This window comes from Streptomyces sp. NPDC001796, from assembly GCF_042892355.1.
Classification (GTDB): Bacteria; Actinomycetota; Actinomycetes; order Streptomycetales; family Streptomycetaceae; genus Streptomyces.
The window spans coordinates 563,739-578,401 of the sequence record NZ_JBIAUC010000001.1 but is presented as its reverse complement, the minus strand read 5'-3'; the positions used below and the strand labels follow the sequence as shown (position 1 = coordinate 578,401).

The 14,663-nt window shown below is 69.8% G+C and carries 12 protein-coding genes; 5 read left to right on the top strand and 7 right to left on the bottom strand.

The genetic code is table 11. The features are described 5' to 3' along the window. Positions 1–46: 46 nt before the first annotated feature. From ACFYZE_RS02550 to coxB, 3 genes are read right to left on the bottom strand one after another with little or no spacing between them, the layout of a single operon-like run. A complete protein-coding gene (locus ACFYZE_RS02550) occupies positions 47–445 on the bottom strand; it encodes a cytochrome c oxidase subunit 4 (RefSeq protein WP_388987376.1) in 399 nt (132 codons plus the stop codon). After that, positions 442–2,175 carry a cytochrome c oxidase subunit I gene (ctaD, locus tag ACFYZE_RS02545; protein WP_388987373.1) on the bottom strand — a complete coding sequence of 578 codons (1,734 nt, stop codon included), beginning with the start codon at positions 2,173–2,175 and terminating at the stop codon, positions 442–444. Before ctaD ends, ACFYZE_RS02550 begins: the two co-directional genes overlap by 4 nt. Further along, complete coding sequence (gene coxB, locus ACFYZE_RS02540; RefSeq protein ID WP_388987370.1) at positions 2,172–3,131, bottom strand: cytochrome c oxidase subunit II; 960 nt, start codon at positions 3,129–3,131, stop codon at positions 2,172–2,174. Before coxB ends, ctaD begins: the two co-directional genes overlap by 4 nt. A gap of 269 nt (positions 3,132–3,400) precedes the next feature. Here coxB and ACFYZE_RS02535 point away from each other — a divergent pair, with 269 nt between their 5' ends. Continuing rightward, positions 3,401–4,777 carry a cysteine desulfurase/sulfurtransferase TusA family protein gene (locus ACFYZE_RS02535; RefSeq protein WP_388987367.1) on the top strand — a complete coding sequence of 459 codons (1,377 nt, stop codon included), beginning with the start codon at positions 3,401–3,403 and terminating at the stop codon, positions 4,775–4,777. Between the two features lie 15 nt (positions 4,778–4,792). Here ACFYZE_RS02535 and ACFYZE_RS02530 read toward each other — a convergent pair whose 3' ends face one another. After that, positions 4,793–5,767, bottom strand: coding sequence for a carbohydrate kinase family protein (locus ACFYZE_RS02530; RefSeq protein ID WP_388987364.1), 975 nt, complete (start codon positions 5,765–5,767; stop codon positions 4,793–4,795). 132 nt (positions 5,768–5,899) lie between these two features. Between ACFYZE_RS02530 and ACFYZE_RS02525 the strand changes: the two genes are divergently transcribed. Both ACFYZE_RS02525 and ACFYZE_RS02520 read left to right on the top strand, forming a co-directional pair. Beyond that, entirely contained in the window at positions 5,900–6,115 is a 216-nt protein-coding gene (locus ACFYZE_RS02525) for a hypothetical protein (protein WP_388987361.1), read from the top strand. 171 nt (positions 6,116–6,286) lie between these two features. Continuing rightward, entirely contained in the window at positions 6,287–7,819 is a 1,533-nt protein-coding gene (locus tag ACFYZE_RS02520; RefSeq protein WP_388987358.1) for a hypothetical protein, read from the top strand. 157 nt (positions 7,820–7,976) lie between these two features. On the opposite strand, the gene ACFYZE_RS02515 is transcribed toward ACFYZE_RS02520, so the two are convergent. Next, the gene (locus ACFYZE_RS02515; RefSeq protein ID WP_055491910.1) at positions 7,977–8,333 is read right to left on the bottom strand and encodes an iron-sulfur cluster assembly accessory protein; all 357 of its coding nucleotides are present in this window, start codon (positions 8,331–8,333) and stop codon (positions 7,977–7,979) included. Between the two features lie 322 nt (positions 8,334–8,655). On the opposite strand from ACFYZE_RS02515, the gene nadA reads away from it, so the two are divergent. Continuing rightward, entirely contained in the window at positions 8,656–9,840 is a 1,185-nt protein-coding gene (nadA, locus tag ACFYZE_RS02510) for a quinolinate synthase NadA (protein WP_388987355.1), read from the top strand. A 106-nt stretch (positions 9,841–9,946) separates the two neighbouring features. Here nadA and ACFYZE_RS02505 read toward each other — a convergent pair whose 3' ends face one another. Beyond that, complete coding sequence (locus ACFYZE_RS02505) at positions 9,947–10,885, bottom strand: YcxB family protein (protein WP_388987352.1); 939 nt, start codon at positions 10,883–10,885, stop codon at positions 9,947–9,949. Positions 10,886–11,075: 190 nt separating this feature from the next. Between ACFYZE_RS02505 and ACFYZE_RS02500 the strand changes: the two genes are divergently transcribed. Then, positions 11,076–11,273, top strand: a complete 198-nt coding sequence (locus ACFYZE_RS02500) for a DUF397 domain-containing protein (RefSeq protein WP_388987349.1) — start codon at positions 11,076–11,078, stop codon at positions 11,271–11,273. Between the two features lie 69 nt (positions 11,274–11,342). Here ACFYZE_RS02500 and ACFYZE_RS02495 read toward each other — a convergent pair whose 3' ends face one another. Then, on the bottom strand, positions 11,343–14,465 hold the full coding sequence (locus ACFYZE_RS02495) for an efflux RND transporter permease subunit (RefSeq protein ID WP_388987346.1): 3,123 nt from the start codon (positions 14,463–14,465) through the stop codon (positions 11,343–11,345). Positions 14,466–14,663: the final 198 nt, after the last annotated feature.

Sequence of the window (14,663 nt, the reverse complement as noted above, 5' to 3'; positions counted from 1 at the left end):
GACACTCCAGGCGGTGTGTCCGGGCTCCCGTCGCGCTCGGCGCGTGTTACTGGGTGCGGTTCTCGCCGCGGTAGTACTCGAAGACCCAGCCCCACAGGCCGACCAGGATCAGCGGGGCCGAGAAGTACAGCAGCCACCAGCCGATCGCGATCGCCAGGAAGGCGAACGCTCCACCGATGCCGAGGGCGAGCGGCTGCCAGCTGTGCGGGCTGAAGAAGCCGATCTCACCGGCGTCGTCGGCGACGTCGGCCTCCTTGTCGTCCTGCGCTCCCGCATCGACCCGCCGGGCCGTGAAGGCCAGGTAGTAGCCGATCATCACGCTCAGACCGAAGGCCAGGAAGAGCGCGGTGGTGCCGGCCGGCTCCTTCGACCACAGGCCGTAGATGACGGCCATGACGAGGATGAAGACGGACAGCCACAGGAACATCTTGCCCTGGATCTTCACTTGCCGGCCTCCTTGCCACCAGCGACGCCCTTGCTGCCGGCACCCGCGTACTCGAGCTGCTCGAGCGCGGCGATCTCCGGGTGGTGCAGGTCGAAGGCGGGCGATTCGGAGCGGATCCGCGGCAGCGTGAGGAAGTTGTGCCGCGGCGGCGGGCAGGAGGTCGCCCACTCCAGCGAGCGGCCGTAGCCCCACGGGTCGTCGACGCCGACCGGCTTGCCGTACTTGGCCGTCTTCCAGACGTTGTAGAGGAACGGCAGGATCGACAGGCCGAGCAGGAACGAGGAGATCGTCGAGATCGTGTTCAGGGCGGTGAAGCCGTCGGCGGCGAGGTAGTCCGCGTAACGACGCGGCATGCCCTCGGCGCCCAGCCAGTGCTGCACCAGGAACGTGCCGTGGAAGCCGATGAACAGCGTCCAGAACGTGATCTTGCCGAGGCGCTCGTCGAGCATCTTGCCGGTGAACTTCGGCCACCAGAAGTGGAAGCCGGAGAACATCGCGAAGACGACGGTGCCGAAGACCACGTAGTGGAAGTGCGCCACCACGAAGTACGAGTCGGAGATGTGGAAGTCCATCGGCGGCGAGGCCAGGATGACGCCGGTCAGACCACCGAAGGTGAAGGTGATCAGGAAGCCGGTCGCCCAGAGCATCGGTGTCTCGAAGGACAGCGAGCCCTTCCACATCGTTCCGATCCAGTTGAAGAACTTCACGCCGGTCGGGACGGCGATGAGGAACGTCATGAAGGAGAAGAACGGAAGCAGCACGCCACCGGTGACGTACATGTGGTGCGCCCACACCGTCACGGACAGACCGGCGATGGCGATGGTGGCGCCGATGAGGCCCATGTAGCCGAACATCGGCTTACGGCTGAAGACCGGGATGACCTCGGAGATGATGCCGAAGAACGGTAGCGCGATGATGTACACCTCTGGATGGCCGAAGAACCAGAAGAGGTGTTGCCACAGCAGTGCGCCGCCGTTGGCCGCGTCGAAGACATGGGCGCCGAACTTGCGGTCCGCCTCCAGGGCGAACAGCGCGGCCGCCAGGACCGGGAAGGCCAGCAGCACGAGCACACCGGTCAGCAGCACGTTCCACACGAAGATCGGCATGCGGAACATCGTCATGCCGGGGGCGCGCATGCAGATGATCGTGGTGATGAAGTTGACCGAGCCGAGGATCGTGCCGAAGCCGGAGAAGGCCAGACCCATGATCCACATGTCGGCGCCGACGCCCGGCGAGCGGACCGCGTCCGACAGCGGGCTGTAGGCGAACCAGCCGAAGTCGGCCGCGCCCTGCGGGGTGAGGAAGCCGCCGACCGCGATGAGCGAGCCGAACAGGTAGAGCCAGTAGGCGAACATGTTCAGCCGAGGGAACGCCACGTCGGGCGCGCCGATCTGAAGCGGCATGATCCAGTTCGCGAAGCCGGCGAACAGCGGCGTCGCGAACATCAGCAGCATGATCGTGCCGTGCATCGTGAACGCCTGGTTGAACTGCTCGTTCGACATGATCTGCAGGCCCGGACGGGCCAGCTCGGCGCGCATGAGCAGCGCCATCACGCCGCCGATCAGGAAGAACGCGAACGACGTCGTCAGATACAGCGTGCCGATCGTCTTGTGGTCGGTGGTCGTCAGCCACTTGACGACGACGTTACCGGGTCGCCTGCGCCGTACCGGCAGCTCGTTCTCGTACGACTCAGCTGCCGCGGCACCCTGGGGTTCGTTGAGGATGCTCACAGGTTGTTCGTCTCCCGGTTCTTCTCGTGGCTCGTCTGCGCGATGCCGGCGGGAATGTAACCGGTCTGCCCCTTCTTCGCGAGGTCCTTGAGGTGCTGCTCGTACGCTGCGGGCGAGACGACCTTCACGTTGAACAGCATCCGGGAGTGGTCCACGCCGCAGAGCTCGGCGCACTTGCCGCGGAAGGTGCCCTCCGCGTTGGGGGTCACCTCGAAGGCGTTGGTGTGGCCCGGGATGACGTCCTGCTTCATCAGGAACGGCAGCACCCAGAAGGAGTGGATGACGTCACGCGAGGTGAGGATGAAGCGGACGGTCTTGCCCTTGGGGAGCCACAGGGTGGGACCGGGGTTGCCCGTCTGCGGGTTCCGCGTGGCGGGCGTGCCGAAGTCGTAGACACCGCCGGCGTTCGCCGGGAAGTCGTTCTTGAACCGGTCCGGAATCGCGACCAGGTTCTTGTCGGTCTTCGCGTCGCCCGTCACCCCGTCCACGGGGGTGATGTAGTTGAAGCCCCAGCTCCACTGGTAGCCGATGACGTTCACGGTGACGTCGGGCTTCTTGGAGAGGCTGAGGAGCTTCGACTCGTCGCGGGCGGTGAAGTAGAAGAGCACCGAGACGATGATGAGCGGGACGACCGTGTACAACGCCTCGATCGGCATGTTGTACCGGGTCTGCTGGGGAACCTCGACCTTGGTGCGGCTGCGACGGTGGAACATCGCGCTCCACAGGATCAAGCCCCACACCAGCACGCCGACGGCGAGCGCGGCCGCCCAGGACCCCTGCCACAGGGAGAGGATCCTCGGAGCCTCTTCCGTGGTCGGGGTGGGCATACCAAGGCGGGGGAAGTCCTTGTATGTGCAACCGGTTGCGGTCGCCAGGACCAGGCCCGCGGTCAGTGCCTGCAGCAGCTTCCGCCGCATCGGGCGCCGCGGCGAGCGGTCGGAGCCGTTGGGACTCACGTAGCGCCTTCCCGAGAGTCTCGCCCGCGCGGTTGGCTGCGGCCTTCTCGCTGGTCGGTCGCCGCCCTGCGTCGGGCAGGGGTTTGGATGTTTATGCGGACCAAACCCTACTCGACGCCATCCGGCGGTTCGCGGGGAGGGTGCCGTACGCGCCGCGGGTTGCGCCGGGGCGCCTAATAGCCCGGAGGTACGGCTTGTGCGGCGAGTGGGGGTGTATGCGGTTGATCGCGCAGTTCCCCGCGCCCCTCCAGGGCGTTTAGCGTTGCCCTGTGGGTTACTTCGACGCTGCTTCCGGTGCTCCTCTTCATCCCGTTGCCCGGCAGGCTCTGCTGGCCTCGCTCGATGAGGGGTGGGCCGATCCCGCGCGGCTGTACCGCGAGGGACGGCGGGCGCGACTGCTGTTGGACGCGGCGCGGGAGACGGCCGCCGACGCGGTGGGCTGCCGTCCGGACGAGCTGGTCTTCACCTCCTCCGGGACACGGGCGGTGCACGCGGGGATCGAGGGGGTGCTGGCGGGCCGCCGCCGGGTCGGACGCCACCTGATCGTGTCAGCGGTCGAACACTCCTCGGTGCTTCATTCGGCGGAGGTGTTGGAGGCGTCGGGCGGGACGGTGACGCAGGTGCCGGTCTCGCGCGCGGGCGCCGTCACCCCCGAGCAGTACGCGGAGGCGTTGCGTCCGGAGACCGCGCTGGCCTGCCTGCAGTCGGCCAACCACGAGGTGGGCACGGTGCAGCCGGTGGCCGGGGTCGCCGAGGTGTGCCGGGCGGCCGGGGTGCCGTTGCTGGTGGACGCGGCGCAGTCGCTGGGCTGGGGGCCGGTGGAGGGTGACTGGTCGGTCCTGACGGCCAGTGCGCACAAATGGGGCGGACCATCGGGTGTCGGGCTTCTCGCGGTGCGCAAGGGAGTGCGGTTCGCATCCCAAGGGCCCTCGGACGAGCGGGAGTCGGGGCGGGCGGCCGGGTTCGAGAACATCCCGGCGATCGTGGCGGCCGCGGCGTCGCTGCGGGCGGTACGGGCGCGGGCGGCCGAGGAGGCCCTGCGGCTGCGGGAGCTGACGGAGCGGATCCGGGCGCGGGTGCCGGAGCTGGTCCCCGATGTGGAGGTGGTGGGCGATCCGGTGCGCCGGCTGCCGGGGATCGTCACCTTCTCCTGTCTCTATGTCGACGGGGAGACGCTGCTGCACGAGCTGGACCGCGCGGGCTTCTCCGTCTCGTCCGGCTCGTCCTGTACGAGCAGCACGCTGACGCCGAGCCATGTGCTCAGGGCGATGGGGGTGCTGAGCGAGGGCAACGTGCGCGTGTCGCTGCCGCCGGGGACGCCGGCGGAGGACGTCGAACGGTTCCTCGCGGTGCTGCCGGAGGCGGTCGCGGGGGTCCGGGAGAAGCTGGGGGCGCCCTCCCCGCGGACCGCCGGGCCGGAGGACGCCCTGGTCGTCGACGCCCTCGGCAAGCGCTGCCCGATCCCGGTGATCGAGCTGGCGAAGGTCTTCGGGGACGTCCCGGTCGGCGGCACGGTCCGCGTCCTGGCGGACGACGAGGCTGCGCGCCTCGACATCCCGGCGTGGTGCGAGATGCGGGGACAGGAGTACGTGGGAGAGGAGCCGGCGGAACGGGGTTCGGCGTACGTGGTCCGCCGGCTCTCCTAGCTTCGCGCTGCGGCCTCAGGCCAGGTGTTCCTGGACCTCCGCGGCGGCCTCGTCCCCGTACGCCTTGGTGAAGCGTTCCATGAAGTGCGCGCGCCGCAGCTGGTACTCCTGCGTGCCGAGCGTCTCGATGACCAGGGTCGCCAGCATGCAGCCCACCTGGGCCGCCCGCTCCAGCGTGACCCCCCACACCAGCCCCGAGAGGAACCCGGCCCGGAAGGCGTCGCCGACCCCGGTCGGGTCCACCTTCGCCGTCTCCTCGGGGACGCCGACCTCGATCGGGTCCTCACCGACGCGCTCGATCCGCACGCCGCGGGAGCCGAGCGTGGTCACCCGGTGGCCCACCCGGCCCAGGATCTCGGCGTCCGACCAGCCCGTCTTCGTCTCGATGAGCCCCTTCTCGTACTCGTTGGAGAAGAGGTAGGTCGCCCCGTCCAGCAGTATCCGGATCTCGTCGCCGTCCATTCGGGCGATCTGCTGCGAGAAGTCCGCGGCGAACGGGATGGACCGGGAGCGGCACTCCTCCGTGTGGCGCAGCATCGCCTCGGGGTCGTCGGCGCCGATGAGGACCAGGTCGAGGCCGCCCACCCTGTCGGCGACCGTCTTGAGCTCGATGAGCCGGGCCTCGCTCATCGCGCCGGTGTAGAAGGAGCCGATCTGGTTGTGGTCGGCGTCGGTGGTGCACACGAAGCGGGCGGTGTGCTGGGTCTCCGAGATCCGCACGGAGTCCGTGTCCACTCCGTGTCGGTCCAGCCAGGCGCGGTACTCGTCGAAGTCGGAGCCGGCCGCGCCGACCAGGATCGGCCCGGTGCCGAGCTGCCCCATACCGAAGGCGATGTTCGCGCCCACCCCGCCGCGGCGTACGTCGAGGCGGTCGACCAGGAAGGAGAGGGAGACCGTGTGCAGCTGGTCCGCGACGAACTGGTCGGCGAAGCGGCCGGGGAAGGTCATGAGGTGGTCGGTGGCGATGGAGCCGGTGACTGCGATACGCACGGCTAGGACACGCTCCTGGGGCGGAGGGGATGGACAGTTCACGCTACCCGGTCCACCGGGCCCTCTGAAGCAGGCAAAACTACCCGATGGTAGATCTTTCCCGGTGGGCTCGGGCCTGCCTACGGTGCGGGCATGACGAAGCTCGAGGTCCTCGGCACCGCCCCGTTCGGCACGGAACCGGAAGGAGACCTGGCGTCGCTGCGCGGCGACTGTGCCCGCATGGTCCCGCACTGGGCCGCACCCGCGAAGGCCGCTCCGGTGCCGGTCCCACCGTCCCTGATCCACGGGGTCAGCGTGCCGCCCGCTTCCGCCCGCCTCCTGGACGCGATGTCCGACTACGGGGACTGATCCCGCGCCCGGCCTCGTCCGGCCGACCGGCGCACCCGCGAGGGAACCGTGCGCTCCCCCGCCGCGTCCCATCGCCGTCCCCCGTAAGAGGGAGACGGGATACGACCTTTCGTGCCGCTTTCCGGCACGGCGGGGTCTCCTGGGACAGCGTGGAGCCGAAGGAGCGATGCGGTGAACACCGAGCGACCCGACGACGTGAGCGAGACGGCGGACGTCCCCGAGGAGGGGGGCGGCACCGTGCCGCGACGGCGTTCCCCGGTGGTGGTCGCCTCGGTCGCGGCCGCGGTCCTGCTGGTGGGGGGCGGCGGGGCGTATCTGGCCACGAGCCTGTCCGGCGGGGCGGGCGGCTCCTCCGCACCGGGCGGTGACGGCGCTCCCCCGGCGCTGGCCCTCGACGGCCGCGGCGGGGTCGGCTCGCCGGGCATCGCGGTGGGCGAGCCGAACCCGTACGGCACGACGTACCGCGCGGCGGGCAAGCTCCCCGGCGGCCCCGGGTCGGCGCCCGTGTACTGGGCGAAGGGCGAGGTGACGCGGGACGAGGTGGCCCGGCTCGCCAAGGCGCTGGACGTGAGCGGCACGCCGCAGCGGGCCGGCGACTCCTGGACGGTGGGCGGCGGCAAGGACGGGGCACAGCCGCTGCTGCGGGTGGCCGGGCAGGCGCCGGGGATGTGGACGTTCAGCCGGTACGGGCCCGGGTCCGACAACCTGTGCCAGGGCACGAAGGTGTGCCCCTCCGCACCGGGCTCCGCCGAGGGCTCCTCCTCCGCGGTGAGCGAGGCCGTGGCGAAGCGGGCCGCCGCTCCGGTGCTGAAGGCGCTCGGCCAGGACGACGCCAAGCTGGACGCGCACCAGGTCCTCGGCTCCCTTCGGGTGGTGAACGCCGATCCGAAGATCGGCGGGCTGCCCACGCACGGTTGGTCGACCGGTATCCAGGTGGCCGTCGACGGCCGCGTGGTGGGCGGCAGCGGCAACCTGAAGGCGCCGGTCAAGGGAGCGGCGTATCCCGTGCTCGACGCGAAGCGGACGCTGGAGCTGATGAACGGCGCGCCGTCGTACGGCCGCAAGGGCATCGGCGGCTGCGCCAGTCCCGTACCGGTCCAGGAGCGGGACGAGAAGCCGTGCGGGGCGTCCACCGCTGCGCCGAAGCGGGCGTCGGCGACGGTGGACGGCGCGGTGTTCGGGCTGGCCCGGCACTCCGTGAACGGCCAGGCGGTGCTGGTGCCGTCATGGCTGTTCGAGGTACGGCCGACGGGAGGCGGGGACCGAAACGGGGACGGCCTCACGGTGACGTATCCGGCGATCGACCCGCAGTATCTGACCACTCCGCAGCCGCCGGGGCAGCCGAGCCGGACGCCGTCCCCTGGCACGAGCGCGCCGGGCGCCACGCCGTCCCCGGCGCCCACGAAGCATGACGTGAAGGTGATGGGCTACACCGCCGACGGCCGGGACCTCACCATCGCCTACGAGGGCGGGGTGTGCGCCGACTACGCGGCGTCCGTGAGCGAGGGCTCGGACAAGGTGACGGTGACCGTGACCGAGACGCCCTGGCGGGGCAAGATGTGCATCATGATCGCCAAGATCTACCACGAGACGCTGCATCTGAAGGCGCCGCTGGGCGGCCGCCAGGTGGTCGGTTCGGACGGCACGCCGATCCCGGAGGGGACGGTGCCCGCCGACGGCGCGGGGCCTCCCCTCGCGCGGTAGGAGGCTCCAGGGACGGACCGCGGTAGGAGGCTCCACGAACGGACCGCAGTAGCGGGCTCCACGAACGGACCGCAGTAGCAGGCTCCACGGACGGACGAAGGCGGCGCCCCCGGGGGGTGGGGGACGCCGCCTTCACACGCCTGCTGGTGGGCGCTGCTCAGCTGAAGGAGTCGCCGCAGGCGCAGGAGCCCGTAGCGTTCGGGTTGTCGATGGTGAAGCCCTGCTTCTCGATGGTGTCGACGAAGTCGATGGTCGCGCCGCCCAGGTACGGGGCGCTCATGCGGTCGGTGACGACCTTCACCCCGCCGAAGTCCTTCTCCACGTCGCCGTCGAGCGAGCGCTCGTCGAAGAAGAGCTGGTAGCGCAGGCCGGAGCAGCCGCCGGGCTGAACCGCGACGCGCAGCGCCAGGTCGTCACGGCCTTCCTGGTCGAGCAGGGCCTTGACCTTGGCCGCGGCGGCGTCGGTCAGGATGATGCCGTCGGTGACGGTGGTGGTCTCGTCCTGTACGGACATCTACATCTCTCCCGGGTTGTACGGAGACTGCTTGCCGACGAGTGCAACCGGCGTGGCCGCGGATTCATTCCGGGCCCGCGCCCGTCTTTTCGCGTCTCGCTTCTTCCTCATGCTCGCATACACGCCGGAACACGCATACCGGCCTGTGGAGGGACGGCCCGGGGGGAGGCCGGGATTCACGTCACATCGACGCTATCGCCATCGTCAAAGTGACATGAAGCGGTTATGATAGATAGCGTCAATTCGACGAAAAGGCGTGTCCAGCATGTCCCGCCGGCCCCTCCCAGGGTCGGCGAGCCGCAGAACAGAAAGGGTGCGTGCCGTGACCACCGCCCAGACCCAGGAGCTCGACGTACAGCCGACGCCCCTCGCCCTCCTGCTCCTCGGCCGTGAGGCCGACCCGAAGAGCGAACGGGGCGTCGAGTGTCCCGGCGAGCTTCCCTCCCCGTCCGACCCGGACCTGGTCGAGCGCGCCCGCACGGCCAAGGAGAAGCTGGGCGACAAGGTGTTCGTGCTCGGGCACCACTACCAGCGCGACGAGGTCATCCAGTTCGCGGACGTCACGGGCGACTCCTTCAAGCTGGCCCGGGACGCCGCGGCGCGGCCGGAGGCCGAGTACATCGTCTTCTGCGGTGTGCACTTCATGGCGGAGTCGGCGGACATCCTGACGTCCGACCACCAGAAGGTGGTCCTGCCCGACCTCGCGGCCGGCTGCTCCATGGCCGACATGGCGACGGCCGAGCAGGTCGCCGAGTGCTGGGACGTGCTGACCGAGGCGGGGATCGCCGAGCAGGTCGTACCGGTGTCGTACATGAACTCGTCCGCGGACATCAAGGCGTTCACGGGCAAGCACGGCGGCACGATCTGCACGTCGTCGAACGCCCGGCGTGCGCTCGAGTGGGCGTTCCAGCAGGGTGAGAAGGTCCTGTTCCTGCCGGACCAGCACCTGGGCCGCAACACCGCCGTCCGCGACATGGGCATGTCCCTCGAGGACTGCGTCGTCTACAACCCGCACCGCCCGAACGGCGGCCTGACCGCCGACGAGCTGCGCGCCGCGAAGATGATCCTCTGGCGCGGCCACTGCTCGGTGCACGGTCGCTTCAGCCTGGACTCGGTGAACGACGTGCGGGAGCGGATCCCGGGTGTGAACGTGCTGGTGCACCCCGAGTGCAGGCACGAGGTGGTCGCGGCGGCGGACCACGTGGGTTCGACCGAGTACATCATCAAGATGCTGGAAGCGGCCCCGGCGGGCTCCAAGTGGGCCATCGGCACGGAGCTGAACCTGGTCCGCCGCCTGGCGAACCGTTTCGCGCCGGAGGGCAAGGAGATCGTCTTCCTCGACCGCACGGTGTGCTTCTGCTCCACGATGAACCGCATCGACCTGCCGCACCTGGTGTGGGCCCTTGAGTCCCTGGCCGAGGGCAACCTGGTCAACCGCATCGAGGTGGACAAGGAGACGGAGGCGTTCGCGAAGCTGGCGCTGGAGCGGATGCTGGCGCTGCCGTAGCGGTTTCGTCTGTACGCGGGTGGAGGCGCCGCTCAGCGTGAGCGGCGCCTCCACCGTTGTGGCCGCGTTCCTGGACGCGGCCGCAGCGACGAGCTCTCGCCCACCGCTAGAAGTCGTAGCAGACGTAGGCGCCCTCGGGCTGGCGGGCGATGCGGTCCGAGCCCCAGCAGTGGAGCATCGGCCCAACGCGATACAGGGCGGCGCCGCCGGCCAGCAGGACAAGGACGGCGAGCACGGCGGTCACGATCCGCATGACGGCCATCCGCCGTACGAGCCACCAAGACCCGGCGACCGCAAGCGTCCCCAGCCCGAGCATGACGGCCGATATCGGGGCGGTGTTGTTCTGGATCCCGGGAAAGCTGTCCGGGTGCGCGACGCGTTGGACGGCAGCGAAGGCGAAGAAGAACAGCAGCAGCCCCAGCAGCAACAGTCCGACGGAGCCGACCCCGCGGCCGACGGCCCGGCCCCGGCTTCGCGGGGTTCCGGGCGCCTCGGCGTCGTCCGCGCGCACGAGCCGCCGGTCGAGGACCGCCCGCAGCCGGTCCACCTCCTCCGCGTCCGCCACGGCCCGCTTGGGCAGGACGGCGAAGCCGACGGCGGACTTGTCGGCGCTGAGAAGCACGAACAGCTCCGGCGTCTCGACATAGCGCGAGTAGAGGTGCCAGTCGTGGCTGGCCGAGCTGTGCGCGGTGGTGAGCCGGATCCCGGTGTCGTCGACCGCCCCGCGGATGTCCCCTTGCCGTTCGGCGAGCCGGTGGAAGCGTCGCGCCTGCAACCACGGCACCGCAGTCCTGAAGGCGACGAGGACCACCACCCCCGCATACAGCGGCCACGGTGTGTTCCGGTGGCCGGAGCCGGCCGCCGATATCAGGGCGCCGACGGTCGTGACCGCCACCGTCCAGACCAGCACCAAGCGCTGGAAGCGTCCCGCGCCGGTGCTCCTCGCGCGTGCGCGCAGCGCGGACGCCAATTCGCCGACGGTCGGCCGGTAGGCCAGCTCCACCGGCCTCTCGGCAACCGCGTCCGTTTCCCGGCCCTCGGCCATGTCCCCTCCCCGGTTCGAGTGATCAACCGGATGGTAGAGGCTTTCTCAGCGGCGACCTGCGGCGGTCGGCGCAGGAGGACCAGGACTCGGCGAAGAAATGGCGTCGGCGCTACGAAGTGCTCCGGGCCAGAGCCCTTTCACCGGCGGCCTCGGCGGAGTTGATCCGAGACGCGATGCAGGACTACGAGCCATGCGACACACCCCCGAGCTGAACTCCGCCCGGTGGCGCCGGAGCAGCTACAGCAACACCAATGGGGGCGAATGCGTCGACCTCACCGAGGACTTCCCCTGCGTCGTCCCCGTACGCGACAGCAAGAACCCCCACGGCCCGGTCATCGTCGTCCCAGCCACTGCCTGGGACGCTTTCGTCAACTCGCTGAAGGCGTAAGGTCCGAGGTCCAAGCGCGAAGGGGCGCCCCGTGGCTCACGGGGCGCCCCTTCGTCGTACGTACGGCCGTCAGACCTGCGCGGGCTCCGGCTCGCCGGACTCGGCGTCGGCTTCCGCCTGAACGGGCGGCCTCCGCTTCGCCGCGCGCTTCTTCGCCCGTCGCTCCTTGCGGAGTTCCAGCATCGCGTACAGGGTCGGGACCAGAAGCAGGGTCAGCAGCGTGGACGTGACCAGGCCGCCGATCACCACCACCGCCAGCGGCTGGGCGATGAAGCCGCCCTCCCCTGTGACGCCCAGCGCCATCGGGAGCAGGGCGAAGATCGTCGCCAGGGCCGTCATCAGGATCGGGCGCAGGCGGTGGCGGCCACCCTCGACGACCGCCTCGACCACGCCGTACCCCTGCTTCCGGTACTGGTTGATCAGATCGATCAGCACGATCGCGTTCGTCACCACGATGCCGATCAGCATCAGCATGCCGATCATCGCCGGAACCCCCATCGGGGTGCCGGTGGCGACCAGCAGGCCGATCGCGCCCGTCGCCGCGAACGGGATGGAGACCAGCAGGATCAGCGGCTGGGCGAGCGAGCGGAAGGTCGCCACCAGGAGCATGAAGACGATCGCGATCGCCGCCAGCATCGCGAGGCCCAGGTTCTTGAACGCGTCGCTCTGGTCCTGCGAGACCCCGCCGATCTCCGCCGTCGCGCCTGCCGGGAGCTTCAGGGCGTTGATCTTCGACTGGAGCGCCGAGCTGACCGCGCCCGTGTTGTCACCGGTCGGCCGCGCCGTGATCGTCGCCGCTCGCTGACCGTCGATCCGGGTCATCGACACCGGGCCGTCCACCAGCTTCACCGTGGCGATGTCGCCCAGCTTCACCGGGCCGAGGCGCAGGTTCTTCAGCTGATCCAGCGTCTGCGCCGGCTTCGCAGCCCTGATCACGATGTCCCGCTCGGCGTCGTCCAGGACCGCCTTGCCAGTGGTGGAGCCCTGCACGGCCTCGGTGACCGCCGCCCCCAGCGTCTGGTCGTTGAAACCGGCCGCCGCCGCACGCGCGTTCGCCTTCACCGAGACGCGCGGCACGCTCTCGGAGAGGTCGCTGGTCACGTCCGTGACGTCCTTCAGCTTCGCGACCTCGGCGCGGACCTGCTCCGACGCCCTGTGCAGCACGTCCGCGTCGGACGCCTTCACCACCACGCTCAGGTTCTGGTTGCCGAAGCCGTCCCCGGCCGACACCGTGGTCGTACCGATCCCGGAGAGCTTTGCCAGACCGTCCTCGATGCGGCTTTGCACGTCCTCGTACTTCGCGGTGCCGTCCAGCATCACGGAGTACGACGCCTGGTTGGTGTCGGTGCCGCCGCCGAACGCGGCCATGAAACCGGAGGAGCCGACGGTGACCTGGTAGTCCTTGACGCCCTTCACCCCGGCGAGCATCTTCTCGACCTTCTTGGCCGAGGCGTCCGTCGCGGCCAGGCTCGTGCCCGGCTTCAGCTTCTGCTTGACGGTGAGGACCTCCTGGTCGCCCTGGTCGAAGAAGTTCGTCTTGAGCAGTGGCGCCATGCCGAACGTGCCGACCAGGACGACCACCGCGATCGCCACACTGGTGAGGCGGCGCCGGGTCGCGAACCGCAGCACGGGGACGTAGAAGCGCTGCAGTCGGCTCCGCGCCTCCTTCTCCTCCGCCGCGCGGCGCGCCTCGGCCGCGTCCTCGGGCCGGTTCTTCGGCGCGTGCAGGAACCAGTACGACAGCACCGGCACGACCGTCAGCGACACCAGCAGCGAGGCCAGCAGGGCCGCCGTCACGGTCAGCGAGAACGGGCCGAACAGCTCGCCCACCATTCCGCCGACCAGGCCGATCGGCAGGAAGACCGCGACCGTCGTGAGCGTCGAGGACGTCACCGCGCCCGCGACCTCGCGTACCGCGTTCAGGATGGCCGTGCGGCGTTCCTCGCCGTAGCCGAGGTGCCGCTTGATGTTCTCCAGGACCACGATCGAGTCGTCGACGACCCGGCCGATCGCGATGGTCAGCGCACCGAGCGTGAGCATGTTCAGCGACAGGTCGCGCGACCACAGCACGATCAGGGCGAGGACCACCGAGAGCGGGATCGACACCGCGGTGACCAGGGTGGAGCGGACCGAGGTGAGGAACACCAGGATCACGAGGACCGCGAAGAGCAGGCCGAGCGCGCCCTCGGTGGTCAGCCCGTGGATGGACTTGGACACGGCCGGTCCCTGGTCGCTGACCACGGTGATCTTCGCGCCGGAGCCGAGTTGCCTGCGCAGGTCGGGCAGCTTGTCCTTGACCGCGTTCGAGATGGAGACCGCGCTGCCGTCGTGGTCCATGGTGACGTTCACGGCGAGGCTGGGCCTGCCGTCCGTACGGGTGATGGAGTCGGCCTGGGCCTCCTGTTGCCTGACCGTGGCCACGTCACCGAGGCGTACGGGCTGCTTGCCGGGCTGTCCCGGGACCATCAGGTCCTCGATCTGCCGCAGCGAGGTCAAGGCGCCACCGACCTGGACGGTGCGGTTGCTGCCGTTCTCGTCGAAGGAGCCCGCCGGCACCGTCGCACCGCCCGCCTGCAGGGCCTGGCCGAGCGCGGCCGTGGTCAGCCCGGCCCGGGCGAGCTTCGTGTCGTCGGGTGTGACGGTGACCTGCAGGTCGCGTACGCCCGCCACGGTGACCTGGCCGACACCACCGATGTTCTTCAGTGCGGGTACGACCGTCCGGTCGAGCTGGTCGGCCAGGGCCTGCTGGTCCTTGTCCGAGGTGATGGCGAGGACGACGGCCGGCAGGTCGTCCGTCGAACCGGCGATGACCTGCGGGTCCACCGACTCCGGGAGCTGGGCGCGGGCCCGGTTGACGGCCTGCTGCACATCGGCGACGAGCTGCTTGGTGTCGTTGCCGTAGTCGAAGGACGCCGTGATGACGGCGTTGCCCTCGCTCGCCGTGGAGGTGACGCCCTTGATGCCGGAGACGGCCTTCAGGGTGTTCTCGAGGGGCTCCACGACCTGCTTCTCGACCACGTCGGGCGACGCGCCCCGGTACGGGGCCAGGACGGAGACCACGGGCAGGTTGATGGTGGGCAGGAGTTGCTGCTTGAGCTGCGGTATGGCGATCGCCCCGAAGACGAGCGCGACGATCGACACGAGACCGATCAGAGCCCGTTGCGCGAGGCTGAAGCGTGACAGCCAGGACATGGGTCGGCGTCTCTCTCTGTGGCTGAGCGGAAGGTGTGCGAGCGGATGAGCGCCCGCCCCTACACCCTCAGCCATCCGCCGACACCGATCTGTCAGCCCAGGGTCCATTTCCCGACCGGAGCGCTACTGCGGCCGCAGTACGGCGAGTTGGAGGGCACTCCACCCGTGGATGTACCGGTGGGCGCATCGCCCGCAGGC

Bases quoted from the DNA above. Each gene is read 5' to 3' on its own strand.
- ACFYZE_RS02525 (WP_388987361.1), top strand. From the start codon at position 5,900: ATGACGAAGCTCGAGGTCCTCGGCACCGCCCCGTTCGGCACGGAACCG.
- ACFYZE_RS02515 (WP_055491910.1), bottom strand. From the start codon at position 8,333: ATGTCCGTACAGGACGAGACCACCACCGTCACCGACGGCATCATCCTG.
- ACFYZE_RS02505 (WP_388987352.1), bottom strand. From the start codon at position 10,885: ATGGCCGAGGGCCGGGAAACGGACGCGGTTGCCGAGAGGCCGGTGGAG.
- ACFYZE_RS02500 (WP_388987349.1), top strand. From the start codon at position 11,076: ATGCGACACACCCCCGAGCTGAACTCCGCCCGGTGGCGCCGGAGCAGC.
- ACFYZE_RS02495 (WP_388987346.1), bottom strand. From the start codon at position 14,465: ATGTCCTGGCTGTCACGCTTCAGCCTCGCGCAACGGGCTCTGATCGGT.